This is a genomic window from Niastella vici (assembly GCF_002077945.1).
Lineage (GTDB): Bacteria > Bacteroidota > Bacteroidia > Chitinophagales > Chitinophagaceae > Niastella > Niastella vici.
Genome location: NZ_LVYD01000056.1, coordinates 36,049 through 61,866 on the forward strand (window position 1 = coordinate 36,049; position 25,818 = coordinate 61,866).

At 46.4% G+C, this 25,818-nt stretch carries 25 protein-coding genes; 15 read left to right on the top strand and 10 right to left on the bottom strand.

The features are described 5' to 3' along the window. Positions 1-133 precede the first annotated feature (133 nt). Positions 134-646, bottom strand: coding sequence for a DUF488 domain-containing protein (locus tag A3860_RS23210; RefSeq protein ID WP_081150461.1), 513 nt, complete (start codon positions 644-646; stop codon positions 134-136). Positions 647-751: 105 nt separating this feature from the next. Further along, a complete protein-coding gene (locus A3860_RS23215) occupies positions 752-2,389 on the bottom strand; it encodes a serine hydrolase domain-containing protein (protein WP_158085333.1) in 1,638 nt (545 codons plus the stop codon). Between the two features lie 42 nt (positions 2,390-2,431). Between A3860_RS23215 and A3860_RS41200 the strand changes: the two genes are divergently transcribed. Further along, positions 2,432-2,572 (top strand): hypothetical protein, encoded by a 141-nt coding sequence (locus A3860_RS41200; RefSeq protein WP_158085334.1) that lies wholly within the window; start codon positions 2,432-2,434, stop codon positions 2,570-2,572. Here the strand turns inward: A3860_RS41200 and A3860_RS23220 are convergent. Both A3860_RS23220 and A3860_RS23225 read right to left on the bottom strand, forming a co-directional pair. Continuing rightward, positions 2,569-3,225 (bottom strand): NADPH-dependent F420 reductase, encoded by a 657-nt coding sequence (locus A3860_RS23220; protein WP_081150465.1) that lies wholly within the window; start codon positions 3,223-3,225, stop codon positions 2,569-2,571. The genes A3860_RS41200 and A3860_RS23220 overlap by 4 nt on opposite strands. 101 nt (positions 3,226-3,326) lie before the next feature. Then, complete coding sequence (locus A3860_RS23225; RefSeq protein ID WP_081150467.1) at positions 3,327-3,935, bottom strand: Crp/Fnr family transcriptional regulator; 609 nt, start codon at positions 3,933-3,935, stop codon at positions 3,327-3,329. 351 nt (positions 3,936-4,286) lie between these two features. Here A3860_RS23225 and A3860_RS23230 point away from each other — a divergent pair, with 351 nt between their 5' ends. The 7 genes from A3860_RS23230 (at position 4,287) to A3860_RS23260 (ending at position 12,306) form a co-directional block, all read left to right on the top strand. Further along, entirely contained in the window at positions 4,287-5,492 is a 1,206-nt protein-coding gene (locus A3860_RS23230) for an exo-beta-N-acetylmuramidase NamZ family protein (RefSeq protein WP_081150468.1), read from the top strand. A 227-nt stretch (positions 5,493-5,719) separates the two neighbouring features. Further along, on the top strand, positions 5,720-6,172 hold the full coding sequence (locus A3860_RS23235; protein WP_081150470.1) for a CoxG family protein: 453 nt from the start codon (positions 5,720-5,722) through the stop codon (positions 6,170-6,172). A 37-nt stretch (positions 6,173-6,209) separates the two neighbouring features. Then, complete coding sequence (locus A3860_RS23240; RefSeq protein WP_081150472.1) at positions 6,210-6,695, top strand: (2Fe-2S)-binding protein; 486 nt, start codon at positions 6,210-6,212, stop codon at positions 6,693-6,695. Between the two features lie 115 nt (positions 6,696-6,810). Beyond that, a complete protein-coding gene (locus A3860_RS23245; RefSeq protein ID WP_081150474.1) occupies positions 6,811-9,186 on the top strand; it encodes a xanthine dehydrogenase family protein molybdopterin-binding subunit in 2,376 nt (791 codons plus the stop codon). Between the two features lie 24 nt (positions 9,187-9,210). Continuing rightward, entirely contained in the window at positions 9,211-10,044 is an 834-nt protein-coding gene (locus A3860_RS23250) for an FAD binding domain-containing protein (RefSeq protein ID WP_081150475.1), read from the top strand. 108 nt (positions 10,045-10,152) lie between these two features. Next, entirely contained in the window at positions 10,153-11,055 is a 903-nt protein-coding gene (locus A3860_RS23255; protein WP_081150477.1) for an AAA family ATPase, read from the top strand. 132 nt (positions 11,056-11,187) lie between these two features. Continuing rightward, positions 11,188-12,306 (top strand): vWA domain-containing protein, encoded by a 1,119-nt coding sequence (locus A3860_RS23260; RefSeq protein ID WP_081150479.1) that lies wholly within the window; start codon positions 11,188-11,190, stop codon positions 12,304-12,306. Positions 12,307-12,434: 128 nt separating this feature from the next. On the opposite strand, the gene A3860_RS23265 is transcribed toward A3860_RS23260, so the two are convergent. The 4 genes from A3860_RS23265 to A3860_RS23280 all read right to left on the bottom strand — a co-directional run bounded on the left by A3860_RS23265 (position 12,435) and on the right by A3860_RS23280 (position 15,984). Further along, positions 12,435-13,001, bottom strand: a complete 567-nt coding sequence (locus A3860_RS23265; RefSeq protein WP_081150481.1) for a dihydrofolate reductase family protein — start codon at positions 12,999-13,001, stop codon at positions 12,435-12,437. Between the two features lie 93 nt (positions 13,002-13,094). Beyond that, entirely contained in the window at positions 13,095-14,321 is a 1,227-nt protein-coding gene (locus tag A3860_RS23270; protein ID WP_081150483.1) for a hypothetical protein, read from the bottom strand. Beyond that, on the bottom strand, positions 14,318-14,767 hold the full coding sequence (locus A3860_RS23275; protein ID WP_081150485.1) for a QcrA and Rieske domain-containing protein: 450 nt from the start codon (positions 14,765-14,767) through the stop codon (positions 14,318-14,320). Before A3860_RS23275 ends, A3860_RS23270 begins: the two co-directional genes overlap by 4 nt. A 17-nt stretch (positions 14,768-14,784) precedes the next feature. Further along, positions 14,785-15,984, bottom strand: a complete 1,200-nt coding sequence (locus tag A3860_RS23280) for a di-heme oxidoredictase family protein (protein ID WP_081150487.1) — start codon at positions 15,982-15,984, stop codon at positions 14,785-14,787. A 121-nt stretch (positions 15,985-16,105) separates the two neighbouring features. On the opposite strand from A3860_RS23280, the gene A3860_RS23285 reads away from it, so the two are divergent. From A3860_RS23285 to A3860_RS23315, 7 genes are all read left to right on the top strand, one after another. Next, entirely contained in the window at positions 16,106-16,762 is a 657-nt protein-coding gene (locus A3860_RS23285; RefSeq protein ID WP_081150597.1) for a metal-dependent transcriptional regulator, read from the top strand. Positions 16,763-16,810: 48 nt separating this feature from the next. After that, positions 16,811-17,683 (top strand): AraC family transcriptional regulator, encoded by an 873-nt coding sequence (locus A3860_RS23290; RefSeq protein WP_081150489.1) that lies wholly within the window; start codon positions 16,811-16,813, stop codon positions 17,681-17,683. Positions 17,684-17,875: 192 nt separating this feature from the next. Beyond that, on the top strand, positions 17,876-18,418 hold the full coding sequence (locus tag A3860_RS23295) for a YceI family protein (RefSeq protein ID WP_081150491.1): 543 nt from the start codon (positions 17,876-17,878) through the stop codon (positions 18,416-18,418). Between the two features lie 198 nt (positions 18,419-18,616). After that, positions 18,617-19,153: a YceI family protein gene (locus tag A3860_RS23300; protein ID WP_081150493.1), complete on the top strand. Its 537-nt coding sequence runs from the start codon at positions 18,617-18,619 to the stop codon at positions 19,151-19,153. 109 nt (positions 19,154-19,262) lie between these two features. Next, positions 19,263-20,201: a ring-cleaving dioxygenase gene (locus A3860_RS23305; RefSeq protein WP_081150495.1), complete on the top strand. Its 939-nt coding sequence runs from the start codon at positions 19,263-19,265 to the stop codon at positions 20,199-20,201. Between the two features lie 4 nt (positions 20,202-20,205). After that, complete coding sequence (locus A3860_RS23310; protein ID WP_081150497.1) at positions 20,206-20,829, top strand: alpha/beta hydrolase; 624 nt, start codon at positions 20,206-20,208, stop codon at positions 20,827-20,829. A gap of 19 nt (positions 20,830-20,848) precedes the next feature. Continuing rightward, entirely contained in the window at positions 20,849-21,160 is a 312-nt protein-coding gene (locus tag A3860_RS23315; RefSeq protein WP_081150499.1) for a hypothetical protein, read from the top strand. A 130-nt stretch (positions 21,161-21,290) separates the two neighbouring features. Here A3860_RS23315 and A3860_RS23320 read toward each other — a convergent pair whose 3' ends face one another. Both A3860_RS23320 and A3860_RS23325 read right to left on the bottom strand, forming a co-directional pair. Next, the gene (locus tag A3860_RS23320; RefSeq protein WP_081150501.1) at positions 21,291-22,460 is read right to left on the bottom strand and encodes an efflux RND transporter periplasmic adaptor subunit; all 1,170 of its coding nucleotides are present in this window, start codon (positions 22,458-22,460) and stop codon (positions 21,291-21,293) included. 62 nt (positions 22,461-22,522) lie between these two features. Beyond that, positions 22,523-25,753, bottom strand: a complete 3,231-nt coding sequence (locus A3860_RS23325) for an efflux RND transporter permease subunit (RefSeq protein WP_081150503.1) — start codon at positions 25,751-25,753, stop codon at positions 22,523-22,525. Positions 25,754-25,818 lie beyond the last annotated feature (65 nt).

Here is a 25,818-nt window from a genome sequence, read left to right on the forward strand (position 1 = left end):
GTTCATGATTTTATTTAAACATGAACCCGTACTAGCACGGGAAACAAAACGTAATACTACGGGAAATTAATGGAAGAACATGAATTCGCAAGATTTAATGATCATGGTCATTTTTTTTAACAACTTGTAGTACTTAATAAGTGTTACCGAACAAGCCCGGCCCTTTGATTTCGTTTATAACGGTGGCGTGGTCTTTAAGCTTTCCCTGTTCGTCAATATGCTTAACGATGATATTACCGGCGGTTAATACGGGAGCAATCAGTTTGCTTCTATGGCATTCGCAGGGATTTCTTTCACTGCACATGATGGCGAGGTTGAGATCTTTATTGTACGCTGTTTTAAGTCTTTCAATACCACTTTTAAAAAATTCCTTTGTCTTCAATATATCATAATCGACCTTTCCTTTTATATAGCAGGAAACATCTTTAGGCCGGCCGCCCAGTTCATCGCTCATGAAAACATAACGAATGCCATGCTGCGCTAAGAATGACTCCAATGCATTCCGGTTGAATTGGGGATGAAATCTGGAGAAGGGAACAGAGCGAACATCAACGAGGTATTCAATACCATACTCTTTCAGCAGGGCAAGAAAGTCCTCCGCTTTGCGATTGCCATGGCCGATGGTGTATAGTGGATGGTTGTTCACAATGCAAAATTACTGCATTAATTGTGCCTGCTAAAAAGCGTAACCATTATCAGAAAATGGGAATATTAGCCGACATCTCCTACACACAACATACACCGAACATATCTAATCCATCTTCATAAACTCCACATTCCTCGCCCTGCTAACACTGATCTTCATCTTTACGATCTTGCTTTTTTCATTCCTTTCGAAGGTGATCACACCATCCGCATCTACAATGCGAAAAGCATCCTTATATATCGGTTTCAAATCGTAAGAAGTATAACTGTTTACCTGCACAAGCAATGTACCGTTTTGTTGGGCAACGGTGAGGCCCGACTGGGTTTCATCTGAAAAGTACTTTCCGGTGTACGCTCCAATGGTGGCTGCTGAAACGTCTGCAGGCTCAACTCGAATGTATCTGACCGTATCCTGATCTTCATTCCCCCAACAAAACGCATCCGGCTTATCAAAGGATAATAAATCGTTCTGTACTTTAAAAACATTTACCCCCACCGGTTTAAGAGGCATTCTATTATCAATAAATAATTGCCCGTCTTTTATTTCCAGCTGTATGACATTGGCGGTTCTCTCATTACGATACCGCCCTGAATAAACTTTAATTTTCTCCAACGGAACAGTCTGTGGTTCGTCTTTTTTTGACAACAAGGGAGCTTTTTTCCTGAAGAATAGTTTTTCGACTTCTCCAACGACATTATATTTTGATGTATCGAACTGCGAAGTATTGCTAAGCCACGCTATAGACAACTTCAGCTCAGGATAATACCCCAAATAACACCGGTAACTACCGGTGGCACCGGTATGCCTTATAACTTTTATGCCACCAACCGATTGAATAAATAATCCAGCGCCATAATAATTTATAAGCTTATTGTTAAACGTATCCACGGCAGTTTGCTTTTGCAACAATGATGGATTTCCAAACTTTCCTGAAAAATGCCAGGCATTCCATTTAAGCAGATCTTCGGTTGTTGTAAGCAACCCGCCATTGCCATATACATACTCATTCGGCATATCAGCCTCATAGCCTGAATCAACTTTTACATACGCTATTGACCGGTTGGGAACAATTCTTTTGTAATTATCCCGCCATTGCGTTTGGGTCATTCCAGCCGGTATGAAAATATATTCCCTGGTAAACGCTGCCAGACTCATTCCACTGGCTCTTTGAACAATGATGGCTAATAAATTGTAGTTCGAGTTGCTATAAAGAAATTCTGCACCGGGCACATTATTCAATGTCTTTTGCCGTGCCACTATTTCCAACGCATCTTCATTGCGGTAAGCTTTTGTGCCGCGCGCCCACCCTGTCATTTGCGCAATGCTTCCCCAGTCTTTCAGTCCACTGGTATGGTGTATCAGATGTTTGATCCTGATCACTATTCCGTAATTGGGCAATTCAGGGATAAATTTCCGAACATCATCATTCACGGAAAGCTTTCCCTGTTGTTCCAATAAAAGGATCGCTGCTGCAGTAAACTGTTTGGATACAGAGCCTGCTTCAATAATAGATCTTGTCGTTAGCGGGACATTATTTTCAAGGTCAGCATTTCCCCAGGCCCTGGAAAAAATAACCTCATCATTTCTACTGATCGATAATTGACAGCCTGGATTTTGTGGTGTATAGCGGGAAAAGATCTTTTCTATTAAAATGGCGGTATCTGAAAATGCCTGTGAAAAGGAAGCAAACGGAATAATTGTACAAAGAAGGAAAAGGATGCGACTCCTATAAATAATTTTCATGATAAAAGTCATACCGGTAAGTGTGTGCGATAAATATACGCAATGCAAGCCAAATCAAGGGCTCATTTGAGCACTGCGTGGCCGTTGCCACAAAAATTACAAATCGTTAACAACTCGGGCACCAAAAAGCGCAATCCCGGCCAAACCGGGATCACGCTCACCTATGTCAATACTTTTTACTAAGCAATAGCTGCTTCTACTTTCTCCTTCGCTTCACTTAACGTAACGGTTTTTCCCAGCGCTCCATATTCGTGCAGGTCGCCAAAAACTTCAATGCGAATTGACTGATCAAGACCGCCCACCCGCACCGGTGCAAAACCGCTGTCGTGGAGCAGTTCTTCAATAGCCGCATTGATGCTGGTATCGTCTGTTGCATAGAAAAGAACATTTTCGGGGTTTTGATGTGCCGCACTGGCCAATGTTGCAGCGCCCAATGTACCCAATGCTTTGGCCAGCCTGGCGCCTTTGGGTAATAAACTGGAAAGGATCTGTCCGGCCGACTCCTTCTCCCCTATCGCTTTTACAAAACCACCCTTGCCGTCCGGCGCAATGGGGTTCGAAGGATCAATGATGATCTTTCCCTGCAGTTCAGCCGCATATTGCACGAGGAACTCTTTAATAACGGAGAACCATACCGACAAAACAACAATATCTGCTTCTTTGATAGCGGATGGAATATCTGATGGCTTTGCCAGCTTGCCCAGTTTGCCTGCCAGTTCCTGTGCTTTTGACAAGGTGCGGTCGGCTATAATTACGGAACGGTTTCCTTTTACCAGGTTGGTGGCCACTATCTGGCCAATATTGCCTAATCCTATAACTGCGATCTTTTGTGTCATAACTAATTTTTTGAGATTTAATAGTTGTTTGATGACACAAATTTCCGGCAAAGACTGTCCTGCGTCCAATGACCTGAATTAAGAAAAAGTATTGATCTGGTTTAAGATTTTGTCTTTGGCGGTTTGCTCATCCGGTTCCGTAACCGGCTCAGAAACTCGGGCGTAATCCCTAAAAAAGCAGCTATTTGTACCTGTGCCAACCGGTTGGCCAGGTGGGGGTATACCTCGAGGAAGGACTTATACCGCTCTTCTGCGGTGGAACTAATATTCTGTAACAATCGTTGCTGCAACCGCACATAACTGTTTTCAATCAGTACGCGAAAGATGCGGTCGAACTTGGGCGCCTGGGTATACAGCGTGATCATGTCGTCCCGGCTGATCTGTAAAACAACGGTATCTTCCAGGGCATCTATATTCAAACCAGAGGGGTGCAAGCCATGAAAGCTACCCAGATCATTGATCCAGTAATTTTCGGCGGCAAAATGCAGAACATGCGTATTGCCCTGGTCATCTATTTTATACATCCGTAAACAGCCCCGCACCACAAAATTTATGTGAACACATACATCGCCTTCCTGCAATACATATTGCCGTTTTCGATACAGGCGGTGATGAAACGTCTTTTTCACCAATTCCTTTTCATCATTATTCAACGGTATCATCTTGTCGAAATAGCTGATCAGTGCATCAATGGAATCCTGTGCGGGCATAACTGGCTTTTGATGGAGTCAAATATACCAATTAGCCAATAAAAAACGTGGCCCCGGCAAACCGTACTACGGCATGGGTTCGTTGGCTTTTATTGCATTATTCAATTACTGCAACTGGGTTATACCGTAAAAACAACCGTGCACCTTTTTGCCGTGCTCAACCCCGTGCTTACCGATATTATTGCCCGGTTTTGCAGAAACAAGAAAGCAAGCAATAAAAAAGCAAAAAAATTACCCGGCTGGCAACCTCGCAATCATGAAGAAGTTATCTTAGCAGTTGCCGGAAGCCTGTTCCATTAGCAGACTTTAAAAAGAACAGTAATTAAATACGCATATACTCAATATATTTTTATGAAGCTATACTGTATAATCGCAATACTGTTGATTGTAAGTTGGACATCGCCCACTCATCATTCACCACTCGCCATTCACCCAATAATCACCGGCGCCGATCAAACGGAGAAATATATTGATCTTCTTAAAAACAAACGTGTAGGCATTCTCGCCAACCCTACTACCACCATCGGTAAAAAACACCTGGTCGATAGCCTCATTAACCGCGGTATCAAATTCGTAAAAGCATTTGGTCCCGAACATGGTTTCAGGGGCAAGGCCAGCGCCGGCGCCCATGTATCAGACGAAACCGATGCGGCAACCGGCATCCCTATTATCTCTTTATACGGTAATAAAAGAAAACCAACAGAAGCCGATCTGGCCGATGTTGACATCATGATCTTCGATGTACAGGATGTAGGTTGCCGCTTCTATACCTATATTAATATTCTGCGCGATGTAATGGAATCGTGTGCCGAGAACAACAAACCACTGCTGATACTCGACCGGCCCAATCCCAACGGTTACCTGGTTGATGGGCCTATTCTCGATATGAATTATAAATCGGGGATCGGACAATTTCCCATCCCGATTGCGCATGGCATGACGATTGGCGAATTTGCCCAAATGATCAATGGCGAAGGCTGGCTGCCCGGCAAAAAGAAATGCCAGATCACCATTATTCCGGTAAAGAACTACAACCATGACATGGAATACGTGCTGCCGGTAAAACCCTCGCCCAATTTAAATACCCAGCAAAGTATTATGCTGTATCCCTCCACCTGTTTGTTCGAAGGCGTGGCATTAAACCATGGCCGCGGTACCCAATTTCCGTTCACCGTTCTGGGCGCTCCTGCATTGAAGGGCAAATACGCCTTCTCCTTTACCCCGGTTAGCATTCCCGGCATGGCCGAATCGCCGCTGTATATGAACGAGGTTTGTTATGGACTCGACCTTCGCCCCTACGATGTTTCGAAATTGCGCAAAAGCAAAAGGATCAATATTGAATGGATGATCGAATTATATAAGGCATACCCCGAAAAAGAACGCTTTTTCGACCGCTCCATCAGCAAACAGATCGGCAATATCGACTTCCTCGCCGGCACGGCCGAATTCAAAAAACAAATTATGGAAGGAAAAACCGTAAAACAGATCCAGAATTCCTGGGAGCCCGGGCTTTCCCAATACAAAATAATGCGGAAAAAGTACCTGTTATACCCGTAAGCAGAAAGTATTTGCTGATCTTGAGATTTTGGGATTTGCTCAGGCTTGAACATTTTCGGCAAATCTCAAAATCTCTAAATCCCCAAATCTCAGAATATTTTACTTCCTGCCTGCTGCTTATTTTTTCTTCCCTTCATTTTTTTCCTTAACTTAATAGAGTATTAAACGATTGCCTTCAACGCTCATTATCATTAGTCCGTTCCCTGCGGTCTTTAAAACCATGCCATATGCAACTAGCGGGGAAATATGTATTACATGCAGCACCACCCAAAGTTTGGGCGGCCCTGATGAATCCTGATACCCTCGCCCACATTGTGCCCGGCATTTCACGCCTTGAAAAAACAGGCGATCATACCTTTAACTCAATTCTCGATATTAAACTGGGTCCGGTTAGCGGCTCTTTTACCGGCAACCTGCAACTCGACGACCTGCAGGAACCCAATGCATTTACCCTAAAAGCACAACAGAACAGTAAAATAGGCAATGCCAATGCCGCCGTTAAAATTAACCTGTCGCCCATAGGCGACAGCGACACGGAGATCGCATTTGATGGCGATGTTAAAATCAGCGGCATGCTGGCTTCGTTGGGACAACGGGTCATGGGTGGGGTTTCGAACACGCTCACCAAACAATTTTTTTCAAACCTCGAAAAGGAACTGGCCAAAACATCAGCATCTTAGAAAATAATATTGTTCATACATAATTAAACCACACTACATGAGCACCAGAATACATGTTACGGTCAATGGTGTTGAATACAGTCACTTTGTTGAACCCCGTTTACTGCTCGTAAACTATTTACGCGATGTATTGCGGCTGACAGGCACCCATGTGGGCTGCGACACCAGCAGCTGCGGCGCCTGCACCATACACGTGAACGGCAAAGCCACCAAATGCTGCACCATGCTGGCCGTGCAGGCCGATGGCTGCCAAATAACTACCATTGAAGGATTGTCGCACAACGGTGAGCTGCATCCGCTACAGGAAGGATTTAACGAATGCCACGGATTGCAATGCGGCTTTTGCACACCAGGCATGATCATGACGGCTGCCGATCTGCTGCAACATACCCCCCAGCCAACGGAACAGGATATTCGCCATGCACTGGAAGGCAACTTCTGCCGTTGTACGGGATATCATAATATAGTGAAATCTGTACAGTATGCAGCTAAGAAAATAAGTGAAGCTGCTGTGGTACATTAAACCAGTTGCCAGTTACCCAGGTACCGGTTGCCGGGCCTGGTAACAGGAAACCAGTAACCGGTAACATTCATCATGCCCTCAAAGCAACATTAATAACGATTCAACATTATTATATATGAGTACCAACGGACTGATAGGCCGAGCCGTTAAACGCGTTGAAGATAAACGGTTCATTACCGGCCATGGTAATTACACCGATGATATTGTACTGCCGCATCAAACCTATGCGGCATTTGTAAGAAGCCAGTATGCCCACGCACGCATCCTGAATATTGACACCAGTGCGGCGAAGGAAATGCCGGGCGTTATCGCCATTTTCACCGGCGCCGACCTGGCAGCAGTAAATGGCGTTCCCTGCGGCTGGCAGGTGAATTTCAAGAACGGCGATACCATGAAGGAACCCAAGCATCCCCTGCTGGTGGCCGATAAAGCCCGGCATGCCGGTGATGCCATTGCCGTCGTTATTGCCGAAACAAAAGAACAGGCCACCGATGCCGCCGAAGCAGTAAAGGTTGAGATGGAAGAATTGCCCTGCGTGGTAGATGCCGCCAAAGCGGTTCAGGCCGGCGCCCCGCTGGTGCACGATGACGTGCCCAACAATAAAAGTTTCGACTGGGTACTGGGCAATCCCATTGAAGAAGTGAACGAGGCCATGGACAAGGCAGCACATGTGACCACGCTTGATTTTGTGAACCAGCGCCTGGTGCCCAATGCCATTGAACCCCGCAGCTATAACAGTTCGTACGATCCTGTTAGTGAGAAGTACACTTTATATACCAGCTCGCAAAATCCGCACCTGATCCGTCTGCTGATGTGCGCCTTTGTACTGGGCATTCCGGAACACAAGGTACGCGTGGTGAGCCCCGATGTAGGCGGCGGTTTTGGCAGCAAGATCTTTCATTATACCGAAGAAGCATTGCTCACCTGGTGCAGCAAAAAGATCGGCCGCCCGGTAAAATGGACTTCTGAAAGATCCGAAAGTTTTTTACTGGATGCGCATGGCCGTGACCACGTTACCAAAGCCGAAATGGGTTTCGACGCCAATGGAAAAATAGTGGCGCTACGGGTAAAGACCTATGCCAATCTCGGCGCTTATCTTTCTACCTTCAGCAGCTGCGTACCTACTTATTTACATGGCACTTTGCTGCAGGGCTTATATACCACACCCAAAATAAATGTAGATGTAACGGCCGTATTCACCAATACCACTCCTGTGGATGCTTATCGCGGCGCCGGCCGCCCCGAAGCCACCTACTTACTGGAACGGCTGATAGACCTGGCCGCACATGAAATGGATATGGACCCGGCCGAATTGCGTTTCAGGAATTTCATTCCGCCGTTTGATGGGGTGCAACAACCGGGCTATCAAACCCAGGTAGCGCTGCAATACGACAGCGGTAATTATGAAGGCGTTTTAAAGAAAGGGTTGGAAATGGTGAATTATGCCGATGTACGGCGCGAACAACAGGAAGCGGCGCACAATGGAAAACTGGTAGGCATTGGTTTCTCCACATATATAGAAGCTTGTGGCATTGCCCCTTCGGCCATTGTAGGTTCACTGGGTTGCCGGGCCGGCTTGTTTGAGTCGGCACAGGTACGGGTGCAGCCTACCGGCAAGGTAAGTGTGTATACCGGTTCGCATTCGCACGGTCAGGGGCACGAGACCACCTTTGCCCAGATAGTGGCCGATAAATTAGGCATCAACCTCGATGATGTGGAAATTGTACATGGCGATAGCGAAGCGGTGGCCTTTGGTATGGGCACGTATGGATCGCGGAGCCTGGCAGTAGGCGGAAGCGCTATTATGAAAAGCATTGATAAAATAATAGAAAAGGGAAAGAAAATTGCCGCCCATAAACTCGAAGCCAGTGCAGACGATATAGAATTTAAATCGGGCAATTTCACCGTAAAAGGAACCGACAAATCGATCGGGTTTGGCGAAGTAGCCCTTACGGCCTATGTACCGCATGTATATCCGAAAGACCTGGAACCGGGCCTTGATTTCGCCAGCTTTTACGACCCGGCCAACTTTACGTATCCATTCGGTTGCCATATTGCGGTGGTAGAAGTGGATAAGGAAACCGGCAAAGTGTCGCTAAAGCGCTTTATTGCGGTTGATGATGTGGGCAATGTGATAAACCCCATGATCGTGGAAGGACAAATTCACGGCGGTGTAGTGCAGGGCATTGGGCAGGCCTTGTTCGAAGGCGCTGAATACGACGACAACGGCCAGCTTACCAATGCTTCGTATATGGATTACTGCATGCCGCGGGCCGATGACTTCCCGATGTTTGAAACAGCCAGCCAGGTAACGCCTTGTCCGCACAACCCATTGGGCGTAAAAGGTGCGGGAGAAGCCGGCACCATTGGTTCTGCCCCAGCCATCGTGAATGCCGTGATAGACGCGCTCTGGAGCGGCGGCCACAAGGTGAAGGATATAAGAATGCCATTGACACCTGAAAGGGTTTGGCATGCCATGGTAGATGCGTAATTCTCAAACAAGCAAATTAGTGTTATGATCCCAGCAACATTCGAATACGAAAAAGTAACAACAGTTGATGAGGCCATTGCGGCCCTGTCGAACGACGATACCAAAATACTGGCCGGTGGCCATAGCCTGATACCAGCCATGAAGCTGCGACTGAACCGTCCGGCGAAACTGGTTGATATTGGCGGCATCAGGGGCCTGAAAGATATTAAAGAAGAAGATGGAGAAATAGTGATCGGCGCAGCAGCCTCGCATGCCGATATTATGTACCACACACTCATCAGGCATCACCTGCCCCTTTTTACCGAAGGCGCAGCCATGATCGGCGATATGCAGGTGCGCAATCATGGTACCATTGGTGGCAGCCTGGCCCATGCCGATCCTGCAGCCGATTGGCCGGCCATGGTGCTGGCAGCCGGGGCAGCCATTGAAGTACAGGGCCCCAATGGCCGCAGAAGAATTCCTGCTACAGAATTCTTTACGGGTTTGTTCTCCACAGCTCTTGAACCAAATGAGATCATCACCGCCGTTCGCATTCCGGTTCCAGCCAATGGCGCCAAAAGCACCTATCAAAAATTTGCGCAACCCGCCTCGCGTTTTGCCCTGGCTGCCTGTGCCGTAATGCGCTTTGCCGATGGTAAAACGAACATAGCATTCACCGGCGTAGGAGAAAATGCATTCCGCGATACGGGCGCCGAACAGGCGATTACCGGAAAAGCAATTGATGAAAACACCATCAACGCGGCTGTAAATGCAGCATTAGAGGGAGTAACTGTAATGAGCGATCATTATGCGTCGGAAGCTTACAGAAAACATTTGGCTAAAGTTTACCTTAAGAAAGCTTTGATGATGGTAAAGTGATATGGGTTTGAGAAAGATCCGCTGTGATCAAAAACTGTTACAAGTTACAGGATTCAGGTTGCAGGGATTGGAGAACCTGAAACTTGTAACCTGCAACCTGTAACATTCATGCCCAGCAATAATTTACAACTTTCCGACATTCAGTCGATGCTACAACAACAGGGGTACATTACAGACAAATCCGTTGCCATGTCGGTGTTCCTTTCGTTGCAGTTGAATAAACCCCTGTTAATTGAAGGGCCGGCCGGCGTGGGTAAAACCGAAATTGCCAAAGTGATGGCCAATGCCCTGCAAACCGATCTAATTCGCCTGCAATGCTACGAAGGACTTGATGCCACGCATGCCCTGTACGAATGGAATTACCAGCGCCAGTTGCTGCACCTGAAAATGACGGAACACGACACCCACACCATTGATGAAAAGGAAAGAACGATCTTCAGCGAACCCTTCCTCATGAAGCGGCCCTTGTTGCAGGCTATTAGCCAACCCAAAAAACCGGTACTGCTGATAGATGAAGTTGACAGAAGCGATGAAGAGTTTGAAAGTTTTTTGCTGGAAGTGCTGAGCGACTGGCAGATCACCATCCCCGAGATCGGCACCATTAAGGCCACGCATATTCCCCAGGTAATTTTGACCGGCAATCGCACCCGCGAATTAAGCGAAGCGTTGCGGCGGCGATGCCTTTACCTGTATATCGATTATCCCGATTTTGAAAAAGAATGGCTGATCGTAAAAAATAAAGTACCAGGTATTGATGCAATCCTCAGTGAACAGATCACCCGGTTCATGCAGGAATTGCGTAAAATGAAACTGGAGAAAACACCCGGATTGGCCGAAACCCTCGACTGGGCCATGGCGCTATCGGCCCTGCACATAGAGCACCTTGACAAAACAATCATAGAGCAAACATTAGGCGTTGTGCTAAAAGAATGGCAGGATACAAGGCAGGTGCAGGTTTCGTTGGGGGAATTGTTGGAGAAAACAGGGATAATTGCAAAAATTGAAACATAAAAGCCTTGTAGGAAAATTGCTGATTTTGAGATTTCTTGATTTTGGGATTTGTACAGGATTGTATTTTCCGATAAATCTCTAAATCCCGAAATCTCTAAATTTCTTACTTCTTACATCCTATTTCTTTTACCTATGAGCACGCGTCTTACAGCACTTTCCCAGAATATAGTCCAATTCGCCCGCTTCCTGCGGCTGCAGGGGTTTACTGTGGGCATAGAAGAAGAAACGATGATACTGCAATCGCTGCAGCATTTTGATTATACCAGTCACGAATCATTTTTCCTGTTGTTGAAGATGATCATCTGCCGCAGCAAGAGTAACCTGAATGATTTTGATGAGCTTTTCCGCCAGTACTGGAAACAACTTGACAAACTACTTGATGCCAAACGAAAAGAAGGCACAAAAAAGAAAAAACCGCCCACCCCCAAAGCGCAATTTGCGGCGCTCAATGCCTGGTTAAAAGGCCGGCCTAATAAAGAAACAGAAGAAACCGCCAGCTACAGTGTAAAGGAATCCCTGTCGCAAAAAGACTTTTCTGCCGTTCCCGATAATGAAGTAGCGGAACTGATGAAATGCATCCGGAGCTTATCGCGGCGGCTGGCAGCCAAAGCGAACCGCCGGTATGAGTTATCGAATAAGACCGACCTGCCCGATCTGCGGCAAACCCTGCGCAAGAACCTGCGCCGCGGCGGTGAGCTCATCGACATTATGCATCGCCGCCCCAAACGCAACCGCGTAAAGCTGCTGATGTTATGCGACGTAAGTAAATCAATGGAATTGTATTCTTCCTTCCTGCTGCAGTTCATGTATGCCTTTCAACAGGTATACCAGCGCATGGAAACATTCATCTTCAGCACCTCCCTGCAACGGATAACGCCCATGCTGAAACAAAAACATTTCGGGGAAGCCCTTGAACTGCTGAGCACGGCCAATGAAGGCTGGAACAGCGGCACCCGCATCGGCGAATCGCTTAACACATTTGTGAACGAATACAGCCACAAACTGATCGACTCAAAAACCATCGTCATTATTCTAAGCGATGGCTGGGATACAGGTAATATCGAGCTGCTGAAACAAAGCATGCATCATATTCACTACAGATCGAAAAAAGTGATCTGGCTAAATCCACTGGCCGGCTACACAGCCTACCGGCCCGAGGTGGCCGGCATGAAAGCTGCCATGCCGTTCATTGATGTTTTTGCTGGGGTATACAATATTGAAAGCTTGAGAAGGCTTTCGAAGTGGATATAAAAAACCGAAGTAGGAAGTAAGAGGTATGAAGTTCCCGAAATTTTAGAATTCCTACTTCTTACCTCCTACTTCATAAACCTATAATCTCAAAGGTTCATTATTAGCAGTTAACATTCATAGACCACAAACTAACCCTTCTTATAATGCAAACACACTACCCCCGAAGCAAATTGATAGCTTTTCACCAGGTTCAATTTGGTGACCTCTTTTACATCTTTAAATAAGGGAATGCCCTGGCCCAGTATAATAGGATTTATAAACAGCCAGAACTCATCTATGAGGCCATGATGCATAAGCGTATGCGAGGCGCCGGGACTGCCAAAAATAATGATCTCCCTGCCTGCCTGTTGTTTCAATGCCTTCACGCGGTGAGCAATATCCTCGCCGATAATAATGGTATTCGGCAATTGTTGTCCCTGCATGGTCTTTGAAATGACAACTTTGTCAACCTTTTTATACCAGGCAGAATGCTCTTTATCATGTTTGCTGGCATTGGGCTGATCGGCTGCCGTTGGCCAGTAAGCTTCCATCATTTGGTAAGTAACCCGGCCATATAAAGCGGTATCGCTTTCATTGGTGCGCTGGCCTGCATAGTCAAACATTTCATCATCTACTTTTATCCAATCCATTTCACCATTTGGGCCGGCTACAAAACCATCCAGAGAAACGTGCATAAATTGAACCAGTGGTCGCATATACTTTTGTTTTAATTGATAGAACAAAGCTATACATGAAAACCGGTTTTACCGGGGGTGTATTGCGACAATCGCGCGGGGCAATTCCGTCAATTAAAAATAAGTAGAGAACCCGAATTGAAAACCTGCCGTAGTCGCTGGAGGATTGCCTAATATATCCTGTTGCTGGTTGCGGCGGTAATTTAACCGGATCACCGTTTGTGACGTTGGCCGCCAGCTGATGGCGGGAACGATCGCATATACATCATCAGAAATATTGCCACCGGTTGATTTAAACGTTCCTTTGTTCCAGTCAACATACTCGAGGCGAACCGCAAGGTTCAGCATGGCGTTTTCAAAACCCATCATCGGCTTTTTAAGCACAGGTTGAACAATATCTACAAAACCACCCTGCTGTTTGCGGCCAAATTGTTCGGTATAGGTATCGGGTACATCTACATGCACCCAGGCCCATTCGCCATTGATGTAGGTATTCATTTTTGGTAAAGTGGTATTGAAGTCAACCGCCACTACATTCACCCTTCTTTTTTTGTCAATAACGAGGCCGTCTTCCTGGTATTTATTGTAAACGCCGCCCATGTACGACAAACCCAACTCCCCTATTTTCCGGTTCTTCACGGCTACTTTACCGGTGAACAGCGGGCTGCCATTAAAGCTCTCTTCAAACCGGTCGGGATTTTCTTTTGATGCCGGCAGAAAAGTTTTACCAGTCTTATTATCGATGATCTTGTCGTCGAACCCATTGGTGAAATAGGCTTCATAGGCGTATACCCAGTCTTTTGAATACTTCTTGCCAAAAACGCCAAACCCCACATTGCTCCAGGTAGCGGGCAACATTTGAGTGGCAGAAATCGGCCGGTCAATAAACTCCCATTTGGGGCCATCATGGTTCTGATTAAATGCACCAATAGGGTTCATGATCACCCCACCGCGGAAATTCAGCAGGGGCGACAGCTCAAAATCAACCGAAGCAAATTCTATACTGATCTCTTTTGCGCCGTCCTCAAACTCAATCTCACTCAGGAATTTTATGCGTTTGTAAATAGAAGAAGAAACAAACAGGGTCATCCGCCGCATCTGGAACTGGTGGCCTTCACTGATGCCATTTGTTTTCAGGTACTGGTAATTCGCTTCCACATACCCGCCCAACGCCACGGGCAGTTTGCCCAACTGCAGGAATGGGCGGTTATATACCGCATCCATATTCATTTGTACGCCGCCGGTATCTTTGGGCGTGCGCCGCAACAATGTTGGATCTATTTGGGCAACCGATGCAGAAGCTGTATAAAGGGCTACTAACAGTGTAAAATACTTTTTCATACTTTTCTGAGATCAATAAATAACTCATTATTGTTTACCGTAACAGGGAAGTTGCGCAGGTCTTTATCGGCAGGGCCGCTGGTCACTTTTCCTTTGTTATTGAATTCGCTTCCATGCGCCGAACATTGCAGCTGATCGCCCGAAGCCTGCAGTTCCGCTCCCTGGTGGGTGCAGCGCATCCATAAAGCGCTGTATTCGGTTTCACCAAAGCGATAGACGTATATATTATATTGAAGGCTTTCGTTATTCACAATGATAAACGGCCGGTAACCGGCGGGTTTGCCTTTCTTTTTTATTACAAACTCTTCCAGCCCAACGGTCAATCCATCTTTTCCCATGGTGCCTTTTGCATAGCGGGTGGTTGCGCAGGACGACAACAAACCCGATACAGCAGTAGCACCCAAACAGGCTGAACAACTATTTACAATGAATTCTCTGCGGTTCATCTACTTGTATTTAGTGATTACAATGATTCAAGGAATTTGATCAGCAGCGATCTGTCGGCCGCCGATAATTGCTGAAAACGCGTATTGCTGGTCTGCCCTTCCCCACCATGCAGCGTGATCGCCTGTTCAATACTGGTAGCACGCCCATCGTGCAGCAAGAAGTATTGCTGGCCCTGCGAGTTTTTCGAAAGCCCCAGTCCCCACAGCGGCGGCGTACGCCATTCAGCAGGCAATGCAGAACCTTCAGTATAACCATCGTTGAGGCCGCTGCCCATATCGTGCAGCAACAGATCAGTATAAGGTTGAAATGTTTTATTGGCCAGCGCAGCAATGGCGTAAGTACCTGTTTTCAATTCGGGGGTATGACATTTGGCGCAGCCGATATTGATAAAGAGTTGTTTTCCGCTCATTACATCGCCATTGTTCTGGTTGCGTTGTACCGGCGCTTTCAGCGTTCTTAAATAAAATACCAGATCAAGCACTTTCTGGTTTGTTACTTCCGGATCTACTACCTCGTGGGTATACGAATCGTATGGTTCATAATAAGAACAAATACCCATATCCTGGTTGTAGGCATTGGCCGTTTGCTGCATCAGGTCGTACACGGCTGCTTTTTTACCAAAGCGCCCGATGTATCTGTTATTATGCTCCACGGTGCCGGGGCGATAAGTAATATACGAGGGTAGCGTTATCCAGTTTACCCGCCCCGATATTCCATCGCCGTCGGCATCGTTAGGGTCAGCCATTGATAATAGGGTATTGTCGGGCACCGCATCCAGAAAACCAAGCCCGGTATTGGCGGGTGGGGTGAATTTGGAAAAAGTGGCGCCAACAGGTATTTGCTCCGGCATAAAAGAAGGAATGGCGCGGTTTTGCAATTGCGGACCGCCCTGGTCCTTAAAATGATTTCCGGTACTATCGGTTTGCCCAAACCGCGTTAGCGTGGTAAACGGGTGGCCCTTGCCATCACCTGCATGGCAACTGCCGCAGGAAGTGGAAACAAATAAAGGCCCCAGTCCGTTTGCGGCGGTAAATACATCATCGTTAAACGCTACATCGCCCCGCAGGAAGATCTGGTGCTGCTCGCCGGTGAGCCCTTCCACCGGCCCGTCGAGGATTGCATCATTAGCCGGCTGTTTTGTAAGCACTTTATCACAAGCCAGCGCAGCCAGTATAATAGTAACGAGCGAGCCCATCACCACCCATTTCTTTGTCATACAGAAGAATTAAAGTTGCCCAAAAATATATAATTAGATCAATAAAACAATAAAAATTAGGCAAGCCTAATTTTGCAACTTTTGTGCATCTTTCCCTAATTTGCCCGAAAATTGGGAGCCCGTGCATTCATCTGCCGAAGAAAATTATCTGAAAGCCATCTATAAATTACAGGAAGCCAACGGCGAAATGGTTGCCACTTCTGCCCTGGCGCAAGTTTTAGGCATCCACATGGCCTCGGTGACCGACATGCTTAAAAAGATGAGCGCCAAAAAATTGGTAGCCTATCAAAAATCAAAAGGATTCAAGCTTACCGAAAAGGGAAGGCTGGCGGCCATTGGCATCATTCGCAAACACCGCCTGTGGGAAGTATTCCTCGTAGACAAGCTGGGTTTCCGGTGGGATGAGGTGCATGAGATCGCGGAACAGCTGGAACATATCCATAGCCAGGAACTGATCGACAAGCTGGATGCCTATCTCGATTTTCCCAAAGCCGACCCCCATGGCGACCCCATTCCCGATGCCAAGGGCAATTTTGCCCTTAACAAATCGGTGCTGTTGGCGGCTTTACCGCCCGGCAGCCAGGGCAAATTCACGGGGGTTACCGACCACTCCTCGGCTTTTTTAAATTACCTCGACAAGATCGGCCTGTCACTTGGCGACCCGGTGAAAGTGAAAGAGGTGGAAGAATATGATAAGAACTATACCCTGATGCTTAAAGGAAAGAAAGCAGTGGTGGTGAGTTTTAAAGTAGCCAACAGTTTATTGATCAGCGAGTAGATCAATACCATAAAAAATATTTATTATTGGGTCCTGTTAACCAATACCATGGCCGTTACTAATCCATTGCTGGAGCTACCCCAATCGGTGGTAAATGTACCTTTCGAGATACATACCATGGAGTGGATAGCCCAGAACCGGTTCCAACAAAATGAAACCCCGCACCGGCATAATTACTTTGTGATCATCTGGGTAAAAAAAGGAACAGGCCAACACCTGATCGACCTGGAAAAATATGCGCTGGAAGACAATACCGTTTATTGCATTACGCCCGGGCAGGTGCATCAGCTGAACACTACCGGTGAAACTGAAGGATATGTGATCTCGTTCATGGCCGAGTTCCTGGGTGTGGCTGAAGAAAATTACGATCTGCTGTTCAATACCGGGCTCTTCTATACCTTTTCCAATTCACCGATGATAAAAGTGAACGCGGAAATGAGTGCCGAAATGCAGGATGCCGTTGACAAAATGCTGAAAGAGTACAATAACTTTTTTATTTTAAGGGCCGAGATCCTGCGTGGTTTTCTGAAGATATTTCTCATATACCTTACCCGCCAGTTCGAAAGACCACGCGAAACTGAAGCACAATCAAAAAGCATTGACCTGGTAAAACAATTCTTTGCCCTGGTTGAAAAAAATTACACCACAAAGAAAATGGTTACCGATTATGCCGAAGCGCTGGCTGTTACGCCTAACCATTTGAATGAAGTGGTGAAAAAAATAACCGGTTCCCCCGCCAGTCATCATATTCAGCAACGCATTATCCTGGAAGCAAAACGCCAGGCAGTGTATTCACGGGTTACCATGAAAGAGATCGCCTATGAGCTGGGATTTGATGACACGGCCCATTTCAGCAAGTTCTTCAAAAACGCTTCAGGGGAAAGCTTTTCGGATTTCCGGAGCCGGAACCAGAAGGAATAATTGCTGATTTAGAGATTTAGAGATTTTGGGATTTATTTAAAATCAGGGCCGCACTATAATTCTCCAATCTCAAAATCCCGAAATCCCGAAATCTAAAAATCCCCAAAATCTTATCCATGATTTGTACAACATTATCCTGCGATCATCAATTGCCTGCGGGCCCCATTTTTTGTTATTTTGACAGTTGAAATTATGAGTACAACAGTAAATAAAGCAACCTGGGCCATCGATCCCGTTCACTCAACCATCAGGTTCGATGCCAAATACCTGTTGATCACGTCGGTATCAGGCTGGTTCAGGGAATTTGAAGGAACCCTGCTGAGCGACTGTACTGGTTTTAACAACAGTGAAATTCAGCTTACTATATATACCCATTCGCTGAATACCGGCAATAATGAACGCGATAACCATTTGCGTTCACCCGATTTTTTCGATGCCCGGCAATTCCCCACTATACAGTTTCGCTCAACCGCAGTTACCACCAACGATAAACGTATTGAGGTAACCGGCATATTAACGGTAAAAGGCATTGAGCATCCCTTTACATTTAATGCCACTTTCCTAGGTATGTGTGCCGATCCCCTGGGCAATACAAAGGCCGCATTTGAAATGGATACCGTGTTGAACCGGAAGGATTTCAATATTACCTGGAACCAGTTGTTCGATAAGAACGGCTTATTATTAAGCGATGAAGTAAGGGTGCATTGTGACCTGCAATTGTTAAAGCTTTCTTAACACAATTATTAAATAGCATATATGAGTGGCGAGCAGGGGTCCTGTTCGCCATTCGCTTTTAATGGCTCTTCTTCAGGAAGTTGTGGGGCTTCCATAAAATGTACAACAGATTCCAGTATATCACTATTCTCCAGCCCCTGTTTCCTGACGACATTTGTGATGTCAATTAAACAATAAATAATCAAAAAAATAAAAACAATGGCACAAGTTAAATGGACCCTCGATCCGATGCACAGTGAAATTACTTTTAAAGTAAAACACCTTATGATCAGTACTGTTACCGGTCAGTTCAGAGCTTTTAATGTAACAGCAGAAACAGCTGGCAATGATTTCAGTCAGCCCGGTTCAATAGATGTAACCATCGACGTTTCCTCTATCGATACCAATAACGAACAAAGAGATGGCCACCTGAAATCAGAAGATTTCTTCAGCGCCGCCAACCACAACCAGATCGTCTTCAAAGGAACCAAACTGGATGTTAAAGGTGATGAAGGCAAACTCCATGGCGACCTTACCATTAAAGGCATTACCAAACCTGTAGTGTTGACTGTAGAGAACGGCGGTGTGGTAGTTGACCCATATGGACAAACAAAAGCTGGTTTTACCGTAACCGGTAAATTGAGCAGAAAAGAATTTGGTTTAACCTGGAGTGCAGTGACTGAAGCTGGTAATGTAGTGGTAGGTGATGATATTAAGATCACTGCTGAAATACAGCTGGTTAAACAAGCGGCCTAAGTTGTACCATCCCAAACCGGTGAAACACCGGCTTTCAACAAGGCTGGTGTTTCATCCGGTGATACAACATATTAAACCTTATCGTAGCTTCATATAAGAATTTACAATTATGGAAGATAAAATTTTGGGCATACATCACATTACGGCGATAGCCGGTGACGCCCAGCGCAACTACGATTTCTATACAAAAGTGCTCGGTTTAAGACTGGTAAAGAAAACGGTGAACTTTGATGACCCGGGCACTTACCATTTCTATTATGGTAATGAAAACGGTACCCCTGGTACCATTCTTACCTTTTTTCCCTGGACGCATGTAAAACCGGGACGTGTTGGAACGGGTATGGCTACCGATATCGGCTATGCGGTTCCCGCCGGCAGTCTCGATTTCTGGAGCGATCATTTTGAGAAATACCAGGTACGGTTCGGACAAAAAGACGAACAGTTTGGCGAACAGATCCTTCGTTTTGAAGACCCGGACGGTTTACGTATACAACTGGTTGAGCCTAAAAAGGCCGACAACCGCACACCCTGGGCAACCAGTGAGGTAAGCAAGGATGTAGCGATAAAAGGATTTCACAGTATTGTGCTGACGTTGCGGAATATAAAACCCACCGCCAGCATTCTCACCGATATTTTCGGTTATAAATTGTTACAACAGGAAGGTAACAGGTACCGCTTTGTAACTGATGCCATAGAGAACGCCGCTATAGTTGATCTGGTTGAAGAACCGGAAGTAACCCATGGACTGGTAGCCGGTGGCACCAACCACCACGTAGCCTTCCGCGTGAAGAATGAGGAAGTACTTATGAACTTCCGTGAAAAAATTGTCAGCAAGGGACATAATATAACACCGAAGATAGACCGTAATTATTTTTACTCTTTGTATTTCCGCGAACCCGGCGGCGTGTTGTTTGAACTGGCTACAGATAATCCGGGTTTTGCGATCGATGAGCCGGTGAATGAACTGGGTACGCATTTGAAACTGCCTGTGCAGTATGAACCCGAACGGGCCACAATTGAAAAAGTGTTACCCCAACTGATACAGTAATACTATGCATACAAAACAAATTATACAAACTGGAAAGCAAACAGGCGAAGCCACAAAAGCATTGGTGATGGTACATGGACGAGGCGGCAGTGCAGAAGACATTCTGGGGCTTGCGAATTATTTGCCGGTAAACGACTTCGCTTTGTTTGCGCCCCAGGCTACCAATAATACCTGGTATCCGTATTCATTTCTTACGCCCCCCAAAGAAAATGAACCCTGGCTATCCAGCGCCCTGGCGGTGTTGAAAGATACAGTAGCAGACGTGCAGGCCACCGGTATTAAAACAGAAAACATCTATTTCCTCGGCTTTTCGCAGGGCGCCTGTTTAACGCTGGAATTTGTTACCCGCAACGCCACTAAATATGGCGGGGTGGTAGCCTTCACCGGCGGACTGATAGGCGATAAAATATATGATCAAAATTATGCCGGTGATTTTGCCGGAACACCCGTTTTCATTGGCACCAGTGATCCCGACCCGCATGTACCGGTTGAAAGAGTGCATGCCACGGCTGAGATCTTATCGGGCATGCACGCAAAGGTGACAAAGAAAATTTACAAGAATATGGGGCACACCATTAGCCAGGATGAGATAAACCTGGTGAATGAATTGATCTTTAAAGAATTGTAACTTTGGAAAAACCATAGTTATGTACGCATACGATACCATTACCGAAGCGGTTGCCGAATTAAAGAAACGCGGTTATACATACGATTTCAATATCCGCGACAACCGCCTTGCCAGCGATCACCTGGGTGAGCATTATGGACACGATGATTTTGAGATCATAGAAGTGTACCGCTTTGAAGGAGAATCCGATCCCGCTGACGAAGCAGTGGTTTATGCCATTGAAGCGCCTTCCGGTGCAAAGGGTATTTTAGTGAATGGATACGGTACCTATGCCGATGATAAGAACACAGAATTTTTGCAACAGTTACATGAGAGAATACAAAAACTCTAAGACCTTAGTTATAAGTTCTTAGTTGGTTCAGCAATTTTAAAGCCGCGCTACAGCTTGATTTCTCAAACCGTGGCACGGCTTATTTGCTTTTTTTCAAAACTTAATAACCGACAAACTAAAAACTTACTATCTATTGCTTAACTGTTACAGTTGAACCATTCCGCACTTCTTCACTCCCCTGCTTTACGATAAGGTCGCCGGCAGCCAGTTCGCCAAACACTTCCACCTTTCCATCATTTTCGCGGCCCTTCTTTACATCAACCCATTCTGCTTTATTATTGACTACCTTAATTACAAACACGCGTTCCTGCGAGCTTACGATGGCCGATTTGGGAAGAATATAGGTACTGTCCTTGGTTGACAGTGGTATACTTACATTCGCTACCATTCCCGGTAATAATTTTTTATTATCATTGGTCACGTCCATTTCAATCCGTTGCGAACGCAGGCGGTTGTCGAGAGCGCCGGCCAGCCTTTTTACCTGGGCCGAAAACTTTTCGTTGGGGAAAGCATTCACATTAAATTTCACTTTATCCTGTTGGTTCAAATAACCGGTATACGCTTCAGGTACGTAGATCACCAGACGCAATTTCTTTTGCTCCTGCAAAGTGAACAGCGGAAACTCTGATCCTTTACCGGAGGGGCCAACATAAGCGCCGGGGTTGGCATTACGGGAAGTGATGACTCCGTTGAACGGCGCCCTTACTTCCAGGTAATTCCTTCTGTCGGCAATTTCGCGGTATTGCGCTTTTGCTGCATCCCATTGAGCAAAGTCTGAGTTCTTTTTAGCCAGCGCCTGGTCAAGGTCATTTGATGAAATGGTGCCGGGCGTTTTGCTTGTCTCCAGCAAACGGTCATAATTTGATTTGCTGGCGATGTAGATCGCTTCCTGCGATTTCAATCGTGATTGTGCAGCTGCTTCCAGCGAATTCAGCTCAGGCGCTTCCATGGTCACCAGTAATTGTCCGGCCTTTACTTCAGAGCCCACATCAACATACAACTTACGCACAAAGCTGTTTTCCTTTGCATACAGGTCAACCTGTTGAAAGGCAACCAGCTCACCGGGTATTTGCAGGTCTGAAGACAGCATGCCCTTTTCCAATGGCACTACCGGTGTAACAACAGCTGCCACGGGAGCTGCTATTGAATTGTTGGCTGGTTCTTTTCCGTTGGTTGAACTGCAGCTTTGTAACAAACCCAGCAACCCGGCAGTGGTTATCAAAACCATGCCGGCAGAATAAGGCGTATTGACTATTGCCGTCAATCCCTTTGCTTTACGTATTAAATTTCTAAGTTGCATATGCGCTCTTTTTCTATAATGTCTTTACAAAATTACTAATTGCATTGTCGATTGCTTATTGTCTATTCCCCTTCTTCATAAAACTTGCTCTCCTTATCTGTGGGGTCTAATGAAACTGACTGCGTTGAAGCTTTCCCCTGCACCCACGCAAATACCATTGGCAGAATAAATAAAGCTGCAAATGTAGAGGCGATCAAACCGCCAATTACGGCGCGGCCCAAAGGTGATGCCTGATCGCCGCCTTCACCTAAACCCGAAGCCATGGGGATCATACCTGCCACCATCGCAATAGTGGTCATTAATATGGGGCGTAACCGCAATGCCGCCGCTTCTTTGGCCGATTCCCAGGCATTGCCATTGTGCATGCGCAAATGTTCTGCATTGGTAATCAACAGCACCGAGTTGGCAATGGAAACCCCTACCGACATAATGATACCCATATACGATTGCAGGTTAAGGGTAGAACCGGTTAATTTCAACATGACCAGCGAGCCTAAGATCACCGCCGGGATGGTAGCCAGGATCACCGCCGATACTTTGAACGACTGGAAGTTTGCCGCCAGCATCAGGAAGATCACCACAATGGCCACCAACAAACCACCCTGCAAACTATCAAGCGTATCGGTAAGTACATTACTAAGCCCTATCGGTTCAACCGTTAAGCCACGGGGTAATTCACCCATCGATTGAAGGGCTTTTTGAACATCACGGGTGGCAGTCCCCAGGTCTTTATGATTCAAATTGGCAGTAACACTCAACACAGGCATGGCGCCCAGGTTGTCGTTTTCGCCATAAGTAATATCAGGCGTAATTGAGGCTACGTCGCTCAATACCGGCCGGGGCTGATTGTTCAGGATGGGGATTTCACCAATGCTGCTCACGCTGGTCATTTTGTTTTCAGGTACGTACACCATCACACTGTACGACAGATTTGATTTCTCATCAACCCACACGTTCTTTTCAGTATACCGGGAGGAAGAAGTAGAGGTGATCAGCGAACGGGAAATATCATTGATATCAACACCCAGTTGGGCAGCCCTGGTCCTGTCAATATTGATATTGATAGCAGGGTATTTGGTACTCTGGCCCAACTGTACATCACGCAGGTAAGGGATTGTTTTTAATTTATCGATCACCTTATTGGCGTATTCTTCATTCAGTTTTTTATTTCTCCCCGCAATGCGCACCTCGATCGGTGTAGGCGATCCCTGGCTTAATATTTTATCGGTTAACTGAATAGGCTCAAACGAAAGTTTTATCTCTGGCATAACCGTATTCAATTTCGCCCTGATCTTTTCCTTCAGGTCATCCAGGTCTTCTTCATAATCTTCACTTAACTGTACCTGCACAACGGCTTCATTGGGACCAGGCATAAACAGGTAGATGGGGCTGGAACTGAACAAAGCAGGGTGTTGACCAATAAAAGCCGATGTAACGGAAATATTCTTTTTGCCAACCAATTCATCCAATGCACCCAATGTTTTGATCATGAGCGCTTCCGTACGCTCGATACGTGTACCCTCGGGAGCCTTTATGCGCAACTGGAATTGCCCTGAACTGGTACGGGGCAGTACGTCGCGGCCAATGTTCGCAAGCAACAGCACCGCAGCGCCGCTTACCAATACAATATAGGCCAGCACTACCGGTTTACGGTAAGGCAATATCCGTTGCAGGAAACGCAGGAACCGGGCGCGTAATTTCTCGAAGCGGGTAGCATCCTTATCTGCTTTTTCCAACAACACTTTCTTTTGGTCCCAGGTATCGGTATTGTGTGCTGTTGCTGCCTTTACCTGTTCAGCCATACTATGATTGACAGGATGCGCTTTCATCACCCAGTTAGCCATGATCGGCACAAATGTTTGCGCCAGGAAGTAAGAAGTGATCATAGAGAATGCAATAGCGAGGGCCAGCGGCAGGAACAGGGAACCCGGTATGCCCCCCATCGTGAATGCAGGCGCAAAAACCGCCAGGATACACAACAGGATAAGCAACTTGGGGAAAGCAATTTCCTTACACGCATCCCATATGGCCATTGCCTTGGGCTTACCCATCGCAAAGTGCTGGTGTATATTTTCGATCGTCACCGTACTTTCATCGACCAGGATCCCAATGGCGAGTGACAGACCGCTTAAGGTCATGATATTTATGGTTTGACCAAACAGCGAAAGGAATAATACCCCTGAAATAATTGAGGCAGGAATGGTCAGTATCACGATCAATGCGCCCCGGGCATCACCCAGGAATAATAACACCATTAAACCGGTGAGAATAGCGCCAATAGCGCCTTCAGAGATCAAACTCTTTACCGAGTTGATCACATATACCGATTGATCGAATTCGTACGACAGCTTTACATCCTCTGGTAATTGGGCCTGGAATTTTGGAAGGGCGGCTTTCAATTTCTGCACCACTTCCCAGGTGCTGGCATCGGCCGATTTGGTAATGGGGAGGTATACCGACCGTTTCCCGTTCACCAATGCATAACCGGAGGTAATATCGGCGCCATCTTCCACCGTAGCCACATCACGCAAATACAGGTTCTGCACCCCCCCTTTAAATAAAGGAATATTCTCAAAATCTTTTATGGTCCTGATGGTGGTATTGGTAGGCGTTATATAGTTTTTATCTTCGATACGCACATTACCCGAAGGGGACGTTTGGTTATTGATGCGGAGGGCCTGCACCAGCTGATCGGGTGTGAGGTTATGCGCCCGCAACAGTTCCGGATCGGCCTTGATAACAATGGTACGCACGTTACCGCCAAAAGGCGCGGGCGAAACCAGACCAGGAATGGAGGTAAAGGAAGAACGCACATAAACGTTGGCCATGTCCAACAATTCGTTGTTGTTACGGGTAGGGCTGCTCAATACCAGCTGACCTACCGGCAGCGTCGACGCATCGAAGCGTAGAATAAACGGCGGCTGCGAGCCATTCGGGAAGATCGCCTGCGCCCGGTTACAGTACGCGCTCACTTCCGCCGCTGCCTGCGCCATATTGGTGCCGGGGTAAAAGGAAAGCTTCATTAACGTTAGTCCCTGTATATTCTTTGTTTCAATGCTTTTTACGCCAGATACATACAATAACAGGTTCACATATTGTTTTCCAAAGAAGGCTTCCATTTGCGTAGGGGTATAACCGCCAAATGGATGGGAAATATAAATAACCGGCAGATCGAGCGAAGGGAAAATGTCGATCTTGATATTGCGCACTGCATTAACACCAAAAAAGCAAAGCCCCGCTACCAATACCAGTATCGTTATAGGTTTCCGTAATGCTAATCGAATCAAATTCATAAATTACTCTTATTTAAGGAACGCTTGTCTTTGTCTATTGGCCCTGATCCCGAAGCTCACATTGA